The 14779-nt window shown below is 69.2% G+C and carries 12 protein-coding genes and 4 pseudogenes; 7 read left to right on the top strand and 9 right to left on the bottom strand.

Annotation, left to right across the window (positions count from 1 at the left end; all coding sequences use genetic code 11):
* The coding region (locus ADL12_RS13020; RefSeq protein WP_279617141.1) for an SLC13 family permease at window positions 1-744 on the bottom strand (744 nt) is incomplete at its 3' end.
* 195 nt (window positions 745-939) lie between these two features.
* Between ADL12_RS13020 and ADL12_RS13015 the strand changes: the two genes are divergently transcribed.
* The 3 genes from ADL12_RS13015 (at window position 940) to ADL12_RS13005 (ending at window position 5472) form a co-directional block, all read left to right on the top strand.
* A complete protein-coding gene (locus ADL12_RS13015; RefSeq protein ID WP_062701777.1) occupies window positions 940-1665 on the top strand; it encodes a FadR/GntR family transcriptional regulator in 726 nt (241 codons plus the stop codon).
* A 184-nt stretch (window positions 1666-1849) separates the two neighbouring features.
* Window positions 1850-4189, top strand: coding sequence for a glycosyltransferase (locus tag ADL12_RS13010; protein ID WP_079052010.1), 2340 nt, complete (start codon window positions 1850-1852; stop codon window positions 4187-4189).
* Window positions 4186-5472, top strand: a complete 1287-nt coding sequence (locus ADL12_RS13005; RefSeq protein ID WP_244187880.1) for an acyltransferase family protein — start codon at window positions 4186-4188, stop codon at window positions 5470-5472. The genes ADL12_RS13010 and ADL12_RS13005 overlap by 4 nt, the downstream gene beginning before the upstream one ends.
* A 719-nt stretch (window positions 5473-6191) precedes the next feature.
* Here ADL12_RS13005 and ADL12_RS12995 read toward each other — a convergent pair.
* Together ADL12_RS12995 and ADL12_RS12990 are read right to left on the bottom strand one after the other, a co-directional pair.
* A pseudogene (locus ADL12_RS12995) lies at window positions 6192-6729 on the bottom strand (transposase); the annotation flags it as partial.
* A gap of 288 nt (window positions 6730-7017) precedes the next feature.
* Window positions 7018-7263, bottom strand: a pseudogene (locus ADL12_RS12990) (transposase); the annotation flags it as partial.
* A 59-nt stretch (window positions 7264-7322) separates the two neighbouring features.
* On the opposite strand from ADL12_RS12990, the gene ADL12_RS50255 reads away from it, so the two are divergent.
* On the top strand, window positions 7323-7961 hold the full coding sequence (locus ADL12_RS50255; RefSeq protein WP_244187879.1) for a transposase: 639 nt from the start codon (window positions 7323-7325) through the stop codon (window positions 7959-7961).
* A gap of 990 nt (window positions 7962-8951) precedes the next feature.
* Here ADL12_RS50255 and ADL12_RS12980 read toward each other — a convergent pair.
* From ADL12_RS12980 to ADL12_RS55525, 4 genes and pseudogenes are all read right to left on the bottom strand, one after another.
* Window positions 8952-9353: a lactococcin 972 family bacteriocin gene (locus tag ADL12_RS12980; RefSeq protein WP_079052007.1), complete on the bottom strand. Its 402-nt coding sequence runs from the start codon at window positions 9351-9353 to the stop codon at window positions 8952-8954.
* Window positions 9354-9412: 59 nt separating this feature from the next.
* Window positions 9413-9814 (bottom strand): lactococcin 972 family bacteriocin, encoded by a 402-nt coding sequence (locus tag ADL12_RS12975; protein ID WP_107119897.1) that lies wholly within the window; start codon window positions 9812-9814, stop codon window positions 9413-9415.
* Between the two features lie 399 nt (window positions 9815-10213).
* Window positions 10214-10759 (bottom strand): annotated as a pseudogene (locus ADL12_RS12970) (transposase); the annotation flags it as partial.
* A gap of 53 nt (window positions 10760-10812) precedes the next feature.
* Window positions 10813-11214, bottom strand: a pseudogene (locus tag ADL12_RS55525) (XRE family transcriptional regulator); the annotation flags it as partial.
* Window positions 11215-11519: 305 nt separating this feature from the next.
* Here ADL12_RS55525 and ADL12_RS56390 point away from each other — a divergent pair.
* Complete coding sequence (locus tag ADL12_RS56390) at window positions 11520-11930, top strand: ATP-binding protein (RefSeq protein ID WP_425265090.1); 411 nt, start codon at window positions 11520-11522, stop codon at window positions 11928-11930.
* Entirely contained in the window at window positions 11888-12067 is a 180-nt protein-coding gene (locus ADL12_RS53920) for a hypothetical protein (RefSeq protein ID WP_159053150.1), read from the top strand. The genes ADL12_RS56390 and ADL12_RS53920 overlap by 43 nt, the downstream gene beginning before the upstream one ends.
* Window positions 12068-12300: 233 nt before the next feature.
* Here ADL12_RS53920 and ADL12_RS12960 read toward each other — a convergent pair whose 3' ends face one another.
* Window positions 12301-13368, bottom strand: a complete 1068-nt coding sequence (locus ADL12_RS12960) for a MerR family transcriptional regulator (RefSeq protein ID WP_079052011.1) — start codon at window positions 13366-13368, stop codon at window positions 12301-12303.
* A gap of 137 nt (window positions 13369-13505) precedes the next feature.
* Between ADL12_RS12960 and ADL12_RS12955 the strand changes: the two genes are divergently transcribed.
* Entirely contained in the window at window positions 13506-14378 is an 873-nt protein-coding gene (locus ADL12_RS12955; RefSeq protein WP_062701765.1) for an ATP-grasp domain-containing protein, read from the top strand.
* Between the two features lie 25 nt (window positions 14379-14403).
* Here ADL12_RS12955 and ADL12_RS12950 read toward each other — a convergent pair whose 3' ends face one another.
* Complete coding sequence (locus ADL12_RS12950) at window positions 14404-14664, bottom strand: hypothetical protein (protein WP_062701763.1); 261 nt, start codon at window positions 14662-14664, stop codon at window positions 14404-14406.
* Between the last annotated feature and the right edge of the window lie 115 nt (window positions 14665-14779).

The following is a 14779-nucleotide window of genomic DNA, read 5'->3' as shown; positions in this document are numbered from 1 at the left end:
GGCTACCGGGGTGGCGGCGGGGGCGGGGCGGGGGAACGTCGTTCCGTCCTCGCGGGTGCCGCCGCCTCCGGGGAGGGGCGCTCTGCCAGTGCCGGCGCCCCCGCTGTCCCCGTCCGTTCTCGTGTCCACCGCCCCCTGCACCCACAGCTTCAGCCCGCCGAAGAGGACGAACACGACGGCCGCGATGACGATGTTGACGATCAGTGAGGCCAGGAAGAGCGTCACCTCGTTGCCGGGCAGCTTCTCCCGCTCGACGATGCCGTTGACGATCGAGCCGTAGATGCTGATCGGCGAGAAGCCGCCGCCCTGGGCGCCGTGCACCACCATCGCGCCCATCAGCAGCGGGCTGATCCCGTAGCGGGCGGCGAAGCTCAGCGCGATCGGCGCGACGATCGCCACGGCGGCGGGGCTCACGGCGCCGATCGCGGTGAGCGCGCCGGTGAGGGCGAACATCACCCAGGGGATGAGCGCCACCCGGCCCCGTACGAGCCGGATGGAGGCGTGCACCAGCCAGTCGGTGGTGCCGTTGGACCGGGCGATGGCGAAGAGGTACGTGACGCCGACGAGGACGACGAACAGGTCGCCGGGGAAGCCGGCGAAGATGCCGTCCGCGTCGAGGTCGGCGACCAGGGTGCCGACTCCGAAGGCGGCGGCGAAGGCGAGCGCGCCCATGTTGATCGAGCGGGTGGTGGCGATGACGAACACCACGGCTAGGACGAGGATCGAGATGAGTTCGGGGGACATACGGGCTCCCGTCTTTGGGTCCCGGAGCGGTTGCGGGTTCGGGCGGCAGTGGCCAAGTGGCTGAGCCAATTTGGGCTGCTGGCTGGTTAGCGTGGGCGCGCGGGGACGGCGCGTCAAGGGGGCGCACAGGAATTGGCTCAGCCACCCGACCACTCACCGGCCCCGGTGTTACGCTCCCGGCGAGAGGGGGACTCCGTGACCGACGCCCTGCGCCCCATGACCAAGCAGCGCCTCTACGAGCAGGTGCTCGACCGGCTGCGCGCGTACGTCGCCGAGGGCGGCCTCGGCGCCGGGGACCGGCTGCCGACCGAGCGCGACCTGGCCCAGCGGCTGGGGGTGAGCCGGGCGTCCGTGAAGCAGGCGATCGTCGTCCTGGAGGTGCAGGGCCTGGTGGAGGTGCGGCACGGGGGCGGCACCTACCTCGTGCGGGACAGCCTCGACGTGGAGCCGGTGGAGCGGATGGTCGAGCGCCGCCGACGCCTCCCCGACGTCCTGGAGGCGCGGGAGGCCCTGGAGACGAAACTCGCCGAACTGGCCGCCGAGCGCCGCACGGAGGAGGACCTCGCGGCGATGCGGTCGGCCCTCGCGCACATGGCCGAGGAGATCGAGGGCAACGGCCACGGAGTGGAGGGTGACCGCCTCTTCCACGCCGCGGTCACCGCCGCCGCGCACAGCAGCATCCTCGCCGAGTTCATGCGCTCCATCGCCGCCCAGATCGCCGAGAGCCGCACCGAGTCCCTCCGCCAGCCACACCGCCCCGCCCGCTCCCTCGCCCAGCACCAGGCCATCCTCGACGCGATCGCGGCCGGCCATCCCGGCCGGGCGGCCGCGGCCATGCGGCGCCATGTCCGTACGGTGGCGAAGGTGCGGTTGCTGGACTGGGAGCCGGACGAGCCGGACGGGTCGGACGGGGAAAGCTAGCCGCGGGTTCCGCTCTGCGCGGTGTTCTCACACTCGGTCACGCGATTCCCCCTGGCTCCTTGGCGTGGGCACGTAAAGTCAATCAACGTTTTACATCGGCGCAGGTGTGGTGACACGGCGCGCGGTGAGGCTACGTACGACAAAAGGTCCTCCCCCCACATCCGAACAGGATTGGACCCCATACATGCCCACCGAACTGAGGCGCGCACCCGCGCCCCGGAACACTCCGGCCTGCCCGCCGACCGACGGGCCGTCACAAGGCCACGTCCTCGCGGTCGGCACCCCCGGCCCCCGGCGCGAAAAGCTCACCCGCACCCTCGAGTCCACCGGCTACGCGGTCACCCACGCCGTCCCCGGCGACGTCGGCCGCAGCGTCCGGCAGGCGCCGCCCGACGCGATCGTCGCCCTCGAGGGGCACGGCGGCGTCGAACAGGCCGTGGCGGTCGTGGAGGAGATACGCACCGCACCCCAAGGCCACGTCCTGCCCCTCGTCATGGTCACCACCGGCGGTGAACCCGCCGGTGTGGCACGGCTGTTGCGCAGCGGCGCCGACGACTGCCTGCCGGAGGCCGCCGATCCCGTCGAGCTGTCGGCCCGGATCGCCGCCAAGCTGCACCGCGTCCCGGTCCCCGTCGACCGGCTGGCCCTCGACCCGCGCACCGGCCTGTACTCGGCCCCCCACTTCCACGCCGAACTCGACCGCGAACTGCGCCGCCCCCAAAGCCGTCCCGGACGCCGCGACGGCATCCTCGCGGTGGTCGGCGTGGCCGAGGCGGACACGCTGGAGGAACGGTTCGGGGCGCGGGTGCGCCGCGAGGTCGCCGAACGCCTCGCCGGGATCGCCGAGCGGCTCGGCAACGGCAGCGACCGGCTCGGCTGGGACGAGGAAGGGCGCCTGCTCCTCCTCATGCCCGGCGTGGACGAGGAGACGGCCCGGCGCGCGCTGACGGAGTTCGCCGCCGCCGTGGCCGGCACCCGGTTCGTGGTCGCCGACGAGAACGTACGGCTGACTCCTGCGGTCGGCTGGCTGCCTCTCGCGCAGGCCGACGGCCGTGCGGTCGACCGGGCGGGTGACGCCGTCGCCGAGGCACTGCGCCACCGCGATCTGCGGCCCGTCCGCTACGAGCCGTGGATGCGGGCCACCGCCCCGCGCCGCCGCGCGAAGAAGGTCGTACGACCGCTGCTGCTCGCTCTCTCCCCGTTACTCGCGCTGCTGGTCGGCGTGGGCGTGCCGTTCGTGCTGTACGAGCAGGCGTACGCGGTGCTGGGCTGGGACGTCGCCTCGGTGGTCTACTGGGTCGTGGTCGCCGGACTGGTCCTGTCCGCCGCGCTGATCCTCCTCGAATGCCTCTTCTCGCTCGACGCGCCCACCCGGCCCGCGGCGCCCGCGCAGCCGTACCCGCCCGCGAGCGCGGTGATCGCCGCGTACCTGCCGAACGAGGCCGCGACGATCGTCGACACCGTGGAGTCCTTCCTGCGCCTCGACTACCCGAACGACCTGGAGATCGTCCTCGCGTACAACACGCCCCACGCGTTGCCGGTCGAGGACACCCTGCGGGAAATCGCCCGCCGCGACCGGCGGCTGGTGCTGCTTCCGGTGGCCGGCAGCACCTCCAAGGCGCAGAACGTCAACGCCGCCGTCAGCCGCGTGCGCGGCGAGTTCGTCGGCATCTTCGACGCCGACCACCATCCCGCGCCGGACGCCTTCCGCCACGCCTGGGACTGGCTGTCGAACGGCTACGACGTGGTCCAGGGCCACTGCGTGATCCGCAACGGCGACAGCTCCTGGGTGGCCCGGCAGGTGGCCGCCGAGTTCGAGGCGATCTACGCCGTCAGCCACCCCGGCCGCACCCGCCTGTACGGCTTCGGCATCTTCGGCGGCTCCAACGGCTTCTGGCGCACCGACCTGCTGGCCCGTATCCGGATGCACGGCTCGATGCTGACGGAGGACATCGACTCGACGCTACGCGCGTTGAGCGAGGGGGCGCGGATCGCCAGCGACCGGACGCTGATCTCGCGGGAGTTGGCGCCCACGCGTCTCAAGCCGCTGTGGAACCAGCGCTCGCGCTGGGCGCAGGGCTGGATGCAGGTGTCGCTGCGGCACCTGGGTCAGGCACTGCGGTCGTCCGCCTTCACGCGCCGTCAGAAGGCAGGATTCGTGGTCCTGTTGGGCTGGCGGGAGGTGCAGCCTTGGCTGTCGCTGCAGATCCTGCCGATCCTGCTCCACTCGATGATCCGCGCGGGCGGCGCGGACCGCATCGACTGGGCCACCCCGGCATGCCTGCTCGCCTTCGCCTTCACCCTCTCGGCCGGGTTCGTGCAGACGGCGTTCGCGGGCCGGCTCGCCCTGCCCGAACTGCGCCGCAGGCGCGGCTGGTTCTGGCGTCACGCCCTCGTGTCGACGGTCTTCTACACCCACTTCAAGAACATCCTCGCCCGCCAGTCGCACCTCAAGGAGCTGCTGGGCGACCGCCGCTGGCGGGTCACGCCCCGCACGGCGGCGAAGGCGGTGGGGCAGGAGTGAGCGCGACAAGCAACGCAAGCAACGCAAGCAACACAAGCAATTCAACCAGCACAAGCACCACACGCAGCCCCGAACTCCAGGGCTTCCGGGGCCTGGCCGCCCTCAGCACGGTCGTCTTCCACGTCTGGCAGCAGTACTACGTCTACGACGCGCAGGGCGCCCACCCGCCGATCGACAACCCCTACCTCGGTGCGCTGATCTCCCTGGAGGTCATCGACCTGTTCTTCGTCATGTCGGCGTACCTGCTCACGCTCTCCTACGCCCGCGCCGCGATCGACGGCTACGACCGCACCCGACCCGGCCGGGACTTCCTCTTCCGCCGCGCCACGAGGATCCTCCCCCTGTACTTCCTCGCGGTCCTCCTCATCTGGTCCCTGCGCAACCCGTCCCTACCCGGCGACTGGCGTGACCTGGTGGAACACCTCACGTTCACGCACGTCTTCGACCAGCAGCGCATCTTCTACACCCTGGGCCCGACCTGGTCGCTCTCCCTGGAGATCGCGTTCTACCTCACCCTGGTCGCCGTGGGCCCCCTGGCGATCCGCGCCTGCCGCCGCCTGCACACCCGCCGCGCCCGCGTGCTGCTGTGCGCGTCGGGCTGCGCGGCGCTCTACCTGGCGCCGGTGGCCTGGATCGCCGTAGCCCACCACGCCCTCGGCATCCCGCACACCAACTGGCCCGTGTACTTCGGTCCCCAGGCCCGCCTGGGCGGATTCGCGGCCGGGATGGGCCTGGCGGTACTGCTGGTGGCGCTGGGCGAGCGGGGCCGTATCGGCGCGCGCCCGGCGACGCTGTCGGCGGTGACCGCGGCAGCCGGCCTGTACGCCCTGTCGTACGCCTCCGAACCGGAGAACACCTGGCACACCTACTACCACCCCCTGGCCGCGCTCCTCTGGTTCGCCCTCCTCTACGGCACACTCCACATCCGCACCCCGGCCCGCCCCCGCTGGCACGCCCTGCTGCGCTCGGGGTGGCTGACGGGCGTGGGCCTGGTCAGCTACAGCCTCTACATCTGGCACGAGCCGCTGATGCTGCTCCTGTACGACGCCGGCGTCCTGCCCCGCTCCCAGGCGGGGTTCCCGCTGGCGGTGCTGCTCGTGGTCGTGGCCGGGGCACTGGCGGCGACCGTGAGCTACTGGACGGTGGAGTACCCGGGGAGCCTGCTGGCCCGGCTGCGGGACAAGAAGGGACGGCCACGGGAGTTCTATCCGGAGGCGGAGGCGGAGTCGGAGGCGGAGGCGGAGCGGGAGCCGCACCGGAAGCCTGAGCCTGCCCTGCGGTGACCCCGTCGGGGACCCTGATACGCCGCTGCTCCGCCTCGGGTTGGGGCAGCGGCGTCAGGGTGACCCGGCTGCGTACGAGATTGATGCCGGTGACCTCGACGGACAGCTCGTCGCTGACATCGAGGACGGCCCGGTCGGCGAGCGTGTCGCGGTACACCAGCCCCTCGACGCTCTCGGCGACACGTACCCAAACATGCCGAACGGGACCGACTTCGGTGGCTGTGCCTCGGATGACCCGACCGAGTCCATGGCACGCGAACGCCGCCAGCGGATCCGGGGCCAGGGCCGCGAGTGACAGACGGGCCTGGCCGGAAGGGTTCTGGAGGCGAGGACGTCGGCGACGACCTCTTGGCCGACGCGGGCCACGTCACTGGGAAGTCCCTGCCGTGCCGGGTGAGTTCGAGGACGGTGATGAAGCCCTCGGCGCCGTCGAGGTCCACGAACACCCTGAGGCTCTCGATGCCACTGATGCCCCCGCACGACCTACCCCCGCTCGAACCCTCGCCACGAGGTCTCGGCTCCGGCGATCCGGCGCCTGGTGCCCACCAGCGTGGCGAGGTCCTCGGCTAGCGGGATTTCGACCGTGTTCAGCGCGGGATGCCGCAGCAGTGCAGCCGGCTCCGGTCCACGGGGTCCGATCCGAACGGTGGTGTTACCCCCCCCATGTCCGTCAGCCGCGACACACCCAGCTGCGTGGCGACCATCGTCACGGTCGCACCCGTCGAGGAAGGCCGTCAGCGGGTGATGGCCGTAGGTCTTCTTCCAGGTCGGGGCCGCGTCCTCCTTGTCGGAGTGGGCGATCACGAGGACGCCGTCGAGATCGATGAGGACCTGGCCGTCGGCGTCCGGGGCGTTCTTTCCGGCCAACGACCAGGCACGCTGGCGGACTTCGGGCCGTGCGGACCGGATGGCCTGCAGGGCATTCTCGCCGGAGGCGGCGAGGGTCTCGATCAGGCGCGAGATGGTCGGGTCGGAGGCGACCGGGCCGAAGACGGCCGGCTCACACCGCAGCATCGCGACGTCCGCGAGGCAGTCCCCGCCCAGTGCGACCGCCAGGGCGACGTCGAGGAAGGCCTTGCCGGGATCGTGGACGGCTCGCGGCTTCCGCCACGGGGCCAGGGCCTGGGATATGGCCTGGTCAAGGCCCGTCTTGCGAACCGTTTCGACGAGCAGGACCGACCCTGCCTGGGAGATGACCTGGCGGCTCCGTCGTCCTGGACACGGACGCGGGGGGTAGGACCCGATGGGGTGCTTCACCTGGGAAGTGCCTCCGGCGGTGGCAGGAAAAAGGACCTCGACAATCCTCATTCTTGCTGGTCAGAGGCACTTTCTGCTTTCCTGACCGCCTGCCGGACAGCCCATTTCATGAAAGCGCGAGGTTAGCCTCGATCTTTCGTGACGGTCTGCCGACGGAGTCGGCGGACCGTTTCGCGTTCTGTGGTTGGTGGTGGGCAGGCTTATGGCCCGTCTGTCGCGTCGTGTGGGCGCCGGGTTCGCCCGCTCCGGGTCGGGTGGTGCTGTCGCGGGGACGAGGAGAGCTGCTGGTCAGCCGGGGCTCGGTAGGTGAGCGAGTCGGTCGAACGCGGTCGCGATGTCGTGGGTCCAGGGCCAGTGGCTGGCCCGGCGGAGGATGCGGCGTCGGCCGGTTGTGACGAGGTGTCCTGCGGCGGCGAACAGGCGGAACCGCAGGCGGCGGGGCTCCCAGAGTCGAGCTTGGCCGGTCAGGGCGAGCATGGGCATCCAGGCCAGCAGGTCGAGCGCGATCTGCACGATCTCCAGCCAGACCTTGTGGCGGTTGGCCGGAGGGCATGCGACTGATCGTCCCCCGCGTGCGCCCCTCCCGGCGGTACATGAAAAAGCTGACCGCCTTCGATCACAAGACCGGCTGCCGCTATTCGATCAGGGCGACGAACATCCGGCACATGGGGGCAGCGCCGGCTCCCACCAGAGCCAGTTCCTCGACGCCCTGCACCGCGACCACGCCAGAGGTCGAAGACTGCGTCCGCACCAACAAGGCCATGGGGCTGGCGAACCTGCCCTCACAGTCATGGCAGATCAACACAGGCTGGATGCTCGCCGCGAACCTCGCCGCCGATCTCGACACCTGGCTGAGGCTGCTCACCCTGCACAACCAGGGCAGCCTCGAAGACGCCGAGCCGGACACGATGCGCCTGCGTTTCCATCACCTTCCGGCCCGACTCGCCCGTCACGCCCGCTGTCGCATCCTGCGCATCGAGCGGACTTCGCCCTGGGCGGCGGCATTCACCGTCAGCTGGAACAGGCTCACACGACTTCCGGTCGCCACCTGCACGACCGACTTACGCCCGACGACGAGCAGGAAGGAGGAGATCCCGCAACCTCCGGCCTGTGGAACCCGGCGCACCCCGCGGCGTCACGTGACGGCCCATCCTGTAACAGCACAGAACATTACGGGCGAACAGCTGAACCGATCAGCGACCGAAACCCGCTGGCGAATCGAGGTTAATTAATTGGCATGTACAGCAAGCCGAAGAGGTTTGTCGCTCACCCCCTATTCTTGCACCTGCCTAACGGATGATTTTGCTCGTGAGGTGACTATGGCGTCCCCCACCAGCGCAATAGCGACCACTATCGCAATGACGAGAATGGCGCTCCAGGTAATGTATGCAACCGCTCCTTGCAGCGAGGCTTCTGTCCGGAGTCGTTCCGACATTTCGGCAATAGTGACCAAAGGAACTAGCAGGCGAAAAGGAAGTCCGCGGAGACTGCGGTTTTTCGCCAAGTGGCCAGCCAATCCTATTACCGGTCCAAGGATGCAAGCGGCCACGCACCAGAAGAATGTCTTGCCAACGAAATCGCCCCAAGATACGTATGGAGTGGCTGCGGACGGAGAGTTAAGGTCAAGGGTCGTAAACCCGCCTTGGCTCACTTTTGTCAGGTAATAGGAGATCACAGCTACCACTAGCGCCACGAGAGCCAGGACGGCTGATTCAACTTTGGATTTCCCTGCGATCCCGAAGGCGAACGCCAAGGCCGCCCAGGACCATCCGCCAGACACAGCAAGGTGCGTAGCGTGCCCTATTGGGTTGCTGACTGTCATCAAAAGTGGGCCGAGAGTCCCAATAAGTATGCCAACCGTGGGGGCGGCGATAATTGTTACTACGCGGGAGCGCCAAGAGATCACGATAGTTAGTGAAAACCTTTCCAGCGGCTATCTCTCGCCTCCGCCTGAGCCCGCGAGGGCAGTTGGCGTAAGGCGGTGGTGAGTCCTAGTCGCCCTGGCCAGCAAGGGGCCTGCTGGTGAATGTGTGGGGGGTGTTGATTCAACCGTGGCGAGCCGGCCTCCTGCTCGCCGACTTACATACGCGCAGACACCAGGCCGGTGGGGCCCAGTGCCTGCGACGGATCTTGCCAACGAAGCGAACTCGATGCCGAAGATTGACTAGAGTGTGAGTTACTTCACGTGCCAGCCCCGAGGGGTAGCTGACTTGGCCAGGGCTCTAGTAGGTAGCCCAATATGTGTAGCACGTGGAGCCCGGGCTGGCGCCTACCTTGGCGTTGGCCCACACCCCCGCAACCTCGGTGACCTTTTTGCTGTAGTCGGCCATCTTGGCTGTCGCCGAGTGCTCCTTCGACTGGTGGATGTAGTTGGAGTAGCACGTCTTGGTCGTGCCGGACAAGGTGGTGCCGTAGCTCCAGGTACCGCCCCCTACATCCTTGACCGTCAGGGGTCGCACCGGGGAGGAGCCATCTATGTTGATGGCCACCACCCCCCATTCCTTGGGCTCACCGAGGAAAGCGGGGGCGTCAGCCGCACTGGCGGACGTGGCCGGCGTGAGGACTCCTGCGGCCAGAGCCGCAGTGACTGCTGCGAAAGTGAGTGACTTTCGAGTTCTCGACATGAGTTCGCTCTCTCCTTGTGCGCGCTTTCGAGTTGCGTTTTCAGATTGACCTGAAGGCTTTAGTACGTACCCCAGTACGCATAGCACGTGTGCGATGTACCGTTTGTCAGCGAGGCATTGGAGGTGTCTCCGGCGTCCGCGTAGTCCTTACGCGTATCGGAAGCCAGGATCACGGTCGACGAGTGGTACTTCGTCTGGTGGACGTAGTTCGAGTAGCAGCGCTTCTGGCTACCGCTGACCTGGGTGCCATAGCTCCAGGTGCCGCCCCCTACGTCCTTGATGGTGAGAGGCTTTACCAGCGAAACGTCTCTGAGGTCGATGGCTACCACCCCCCATTCCTTGGGCTCACCGAGGAAAGCGGGGGCGTCAGCCGCACTGGCGGACGTGGCCGGCGTGAGGACTCCTGCAGCCAGAGCCGCAGTGGCTGCTGCGAAAGTGAGTGACTTTCGAGTTCTCGACATGAGTTCGATTCCTCTTTCGTGGTGTGAGCCGTGAGGGCATATCGAACAGATCTTCTGTCTCTCATGCTTTTGATGTAAAGCTCCTTTGTGATGTTGACTAAAAGGATCAACGTCCACCTTGGCGCGATTCGCGCCTTACATCCTGGTGAAAATTGACTCCTTGTCGCGATATGGGCACTTGCTGGGGTGAGGGGCTGCCCGGCTGGTTTTTGGTGCAGTGATTCCTGACCTCGACCATTCATGAGGGTCCGTCAGCTTGCTGACGGACCCTTTGTGGTGAGTGTCGGTGGGCATTTTCGGAGTCTGGGTAGGCTGAGTGCCCGGCTGTCGCGTCGGGTGGGCGCCGGGGCCCACGGCTCCGGTGGGCTGGTGCCGCTCGCAGGGACGGGAAGGCGCTGGTCAGCCGGGGTTCGGGAGGGTGTGGAGCCGGTCCAGGGCGTCGGTGATCACGTCGGTCCAGGGCCAGTGCTTGGCGAGGCGGATGTATCCGCGGCGGCCGGTGGTGACGAGCTGGGCGGCGGTGGAGAACAACCGAAGCCGCAGGCGGCGGGGCTCCCAGAGCCGGGCGGTGCCGGTGAGGGCGAGCATGGGCATCCAGGCCAGCAGGTCGAGGGCGATCTGCACGATCTCCAGCCAGATCTGGTTCTGCGCGGTGTCGTGGAGGGTGAGGTTGCGCAGGCCGGTGGCGCGGGTGGCCCGGATGCGCTCCTCGGCCCGGGCCCGCTGCCGGTGGCGCAGTTCGAGGGCGGCGATCGCCTCGCTGGCCGTGTTGGTGGCAAAGCATGTCAACCGCATGCCGTCGGCGTCGGTGAAGCGCAACTGGGCGCCGGGGTGCGGGCGTTCCTTGCGCACGATCAGCCGCAGCCCGTTCGGCCAGCCCGTCAGGCAGTCGCCGGCGAGTTCGGCAACTCAGGCGCCATCGCGGATGTCGCCGTCGGGTTCAACGCCTCGTCGGCGAGCGCGGCGGCCCGCTGCTCGATGCCCAGTTGTCCGCCGTGGCGGTGGTCGCTGGCGATGATCTCGGCGAAGCGCTTCTGTAGGCGGTCGACGTCGCTCATGCCGATGCGGCGGGGTGAGGCGGTGCCGGGAGCTGCTGCTGCGGCGGCGGCAGCGGCGATGCCGCCGACGAAGGTGCGGCGCTTCATGGTGTCGGGGTCCTCCTGCAGTGAGGCTGGTGTGGACGGGGGCCGACCTCGTGGCACGAACCCCAAGGCGGTGGCGGGCAAGCCGGTGAGGTCCTCAAGAGCCTTACGGGTAGCCGACTTGGGCCATTTGACCCGGCCGGCCTTCCAGCCTCGAACCGATGAACCGTCCAGTCCTCCGGTACGCCCGGTGAGCCGCTCAAGGGCTATGTTCACGGCCTCAGCAAGGCTGTTGGAGCTGTAGCCGTGCTCCTTCATCCACGCCTCAAGAGCCGTATTGCGCTTGGCGTTCATCTACGCACCGTAGCTCCGCGACCTCAATCCGTCAGGTAAAGAAGGTCAAATCGCCCTAGGTAGGTCCGCCGGCTGCTCACTCGTTCGCCCTAACCAGCTTCTCCCGGGCGGCAGTTGTCTGGTTACTGGGCCGCTCGCCCCACCCAGCGGGCGGCTGTTGACGGCCCAGGTCGCCCCGACGTTCCTACGCAAGGGCGAGCTGGGCGCCGAGACCACGACGAAGGCTCACCCGATGACGAGTCTCAGCACGCCAGTTCAGACGGCCCCCCATTGGCTACCCCGCCTACAGCCAGACCTTCCCGTGCCGGCCGGAGACAGCCGAGATAGGCCGCAAGCTCGTCCACGAAGCCCTCGGCGCCTGGCACCTGGACGACCTCACTGAGCCCGCCGAGCTGATCATCTCGGAACTGGTCGCGAACGCCGCCAGCCACACCCCGTGCCGCTCGATCCGCCTTGTTGTCGGGCGTCCGAGCCCGACACGAGTACGCATCGCGGTGGTGGACCGGGCACCCTCTCGCCTGCCAGTGCTCGGTACGGCAGATGCGGAGGCCGAGGGCGGCCGAGGCCTGCTCCTGATCGACGTGCTGGCAGATCGATGGGGCTACACCCTGCTTGGCAGCCATTCCAAGCGTGGCCCGTGGGGCAAAGAGACCTGGGCAGAGCTGAAGGCGGCCGGGTGATCCTCGACGGCTTGGACGAGGCGCTGGCGGAGGCCGCCAGGCTGCCGCACCAGGACACGCTCCGTCGGCGACGAACCCGAATCGGGTGGCGGCAGGTCACCGTCGTGGCCGGTGTCGGCGGATGGTGGGTGTGCTGATCGTCGTCACGCCCTGGTGCCGGTGGGCTGCGCGGGGCAGCCGTCTGCGGCCCGTGTGAGCGTGTCCCTCCGGACGCTTGGAGGGGCAGCACTGGGCGCAGGATTCCACCTGCACGCCCACGCCACCCCGCCACGGTGGGAACCGATCCAACCGATCCCACAACCTGCGGATCACACAGGATCACTTAGCTGATCAGAGACGCTCAGACGTACCGCGCGGCCTTTGCCGTCCCTCAGGCCGTCGCCTCCACCACGTCCGCCACCACACAGCTGACGTTGTCCGGGCCGCCGGCCTCGTTCGCCGCGTCGATCAGGGCGTGGACGGCGGTGTCGGGGGCCGGGGCTGAGGTGAGGAGGTGGCGGATGCGGGCCTCGGGGACTACGCCGTAGAGGCCGTCGGAGCAGAGGAGGTAGCGGTCGCCGGGCTGGGCGTCACGGAGGCGGAGCTCCGGGGTGGCGGGGGTGCCCGGGAACAGGGCCTTGAGGAGCAAGGCGCGCTGCGGATGGGTCGTGGCCTCCTCAGGCGTCAGGCGGCCCTCGTCGATCATCGACTGGACCACTGTGTCGTCGTGGGTGAAACGGAACAGCCCGCCGTCGCGCAGCAGGTACGCGCGCGAGTCCCCGATGTGCACCAGGGCCAACCGCGAGCCCGTCCAGAGGAGAGCCGTCAGGGTGGTGCCCACCTCCTCCGTGCCGTTCGCCGCCTCCTGGACGGCCTCGCTCGCGCCGCGCACCGCCTCCTCCAGCAGGTTCAGCACATCGCCCGCACCGAGCTCCTCCGTCTCCAAGAAGCGCAGCGCCTCCACGGCCGCGCTGCTCGCGGCCGCGCCCTCGGGGCCGCAGCCGTCGGCCACCGCGAGCAGTCGGGTGCCCGCGTAGGCGGTGTCCTGGTTGGCGGGGCGGACCCGGCCGCGGTCCGAGTGGGCGCAGTAGCGAAGTTCCAGCATGGTGGTGTCCTTCCTCGACGGTGTCGTCAGGTGGTCGATCAGGAACTCGGCAAGGTCCCGCCGTACGGCCGTCTCGGCCTCGACCCGCGCCCAGTACGCGCCCACCGCCCGGGCCGCCGCCTGCGGCTCCAGCGAGCGCACCTCGCGGATCCGGGCCAGCGGCATGCCCAGCCTGCGCAGCCACGCCACCAGGCGGGCCGCCTCCAGCTGGGCAGGTGCGTAGTAGCGGTAACCCGTGTCGGGGTCGACGCGCGCCGGACGCAGCAGGTCCAGCTCGTCGTAGAGACGCAGTGCCTTCGGTGAGAGGCGGCACGCCTTCGCGAAGACGCCGATCGTGAGCATTTCCGGCTGCATGCGCACCCCCGTACCTGTCCGGTTCCGCCACCGATGCTGTGGCTTCACCAAAGGTGAAGGTCAAGCGGGCTGTTTCGGTTGCGAGAGTCGTTGTTAGCCTGCGATCCGCTCGCCCGTTGCACCTGAAGGAGCCCAGAGTGCCCCGCATAGCCCTCGTCACCTGCCGCCCCGGCCCCGAGATCGCCGTCGACCGCGACCTCCCCGTGCTGGTGCGCGCGCTGCGGGAGGCCGGGGCCGAGGCGGACGCCGTGTTCTGGGACGGCGAGCAGGCCGACTGGGGCGGGTACGACCTCGCCGTGCTCCGCTCCACCTGGGACTACAGCTGGCGGGCGGCGGAGTTCCTGGAGTGGGCCGAGCGGTGCGGCAAGGTGACCCGGCTCGCGAACCCGGCCGAGGTGGTGCGGTGGAACGCCGACAAGCGCTACCTCGGCGATCTCGCCGAGGCGGGGGTGCCGGTCGTGCCCACCCGCTACCTCGCCCCCGGTGACGGTGCCGACGGCCTCCCCGTCGACCACGAGTACGTCGTCAAGCCCACCTCGGGCGCGGGCGCGCGGTTCGCCGCCCGGTACACGCCCGACGAGCACGACACGGCCGTACGGCAGCTCGCGCGGATGCACGCGGAGGGGTTCACGGCGATGGTGCAGCCGTATGTGAAGGGCATCGACGTCAGCGGGGAGCGGGCGCTGCAGTTCTACGGCGGGCGCCTGCTGCACGCCAGCCGCAAGGGGGCCGTCCTCAGCCCCGGGACGCCGTACGACGAGCGCAAGGTCGCCCATCCCGGCCTGGAGCCCTGGACCCCCACCCCGGCCGAACTCGCTGTCGCCGAGCGCGCCCTGGCCGCCGTACCGCACGCTTCCGAGCTGCTGTACGCGCGCGTGGACCTCGTCGACGGGGAGGACGGGCAGCCGCGGGTGATGGAGCTGGAGCTTGTCGAGCCGAACCTCTTCCTGTCGCTGCACACCGGTTCCGTACTGCGGGTGGTGGAGGCGATCCTGGCGGCGGCAGAGTAGGCGGCGGAGCAGGAGTGGGTTCCGGTCAGTCGCCGGACTGCTGCTCGTGCCGGTGGGTGCCGCGGGCCAGCTCCTGCAGGATCTCTTGTTCGGTCTTCCCGGTCTCCCGGGCCATCTTGCGCAGCAGCAGTGCGCACAGGGCCGAGGCACCGTCCATCAGCGCCTCGGCCGCCCGCGGGTCCTCGCGGCGCCGCTCTCCCACGTACGCCGCCAGCAGGTCGTTCCCGGACACGTAGGCGGTCATGAACTCGATGCCGGTACGGATGCGGTCGTAGTCGCTACTCATGGGCCGAACGATCGCACACGCCCGCCGCCCCCCGCCGAACCGAGGCCCGGCATCCGCCCCGACCACGTGGTTCAGCCACCGACAGCCACCCGCTGCAGCAACCCCCACGTGAACG

It is taken from the genome of Streptomyces regalis (assembly GCF_001509475.1).
Taxonomy (GTDB): domain Bacteria; phylum Actinomycetota; class Actinomycetes; order Streptomycetales; family Streptomycetaceae; genus Streptomyces; species Streptomyces regalis.
The sequence above is the reverse complement of the archived record's forward strand: the minus strand, read 5'-3'. Positions and strand labels throughout refer to the sequence as shown.

Bases quoted from the DNA above. Each gene is read 5' to 3' on its own strand.
- ADL12_RS13010 (WP_079052010.1), top strand. From the start codon at position 1,850: ATGCCCACCGAACTGAGGCGCGCACCCGCGCCCCGGAACACTCCGGCC.
- ADL12_RS50255 (WP_244187879.1), top strand. From the start codon at position 7,323: ATGAAAAAGCTGACCGCCTTCGATCACAAGACCGGCTGCCGCTATTCG.
- ADL12_RS12980 (WP_079052007.1), bottom strand. From the start codon at position 9,353: ATGTCGAGAACTCGAAAGTCACTCACTTTCGCAGCAGTCACTGCGGCT.
- ADL12_RS12975 (WP_107119897.1), bottom strand. From the start codon at position 9,814: ATGTCGAGAACTCGAAAGTCACTCACTTTCGCAGCAGCCACTGCGGCT.
- ADL12_RS12960 (WP_079052011.1), bottom strand. From the start codon at position 13,368: ATGCAGCCGGAAATGCTCACGATCGGCGTCTTCGCGAAGGCGTGCCGC.
- ADL12_RS12950 (WP_062701763.1), bottom strand. From the start codon at position 14,664: ATGAGTAGCGACTACGACCGCATCCGTACCGGCATCGAGTTCATGACC.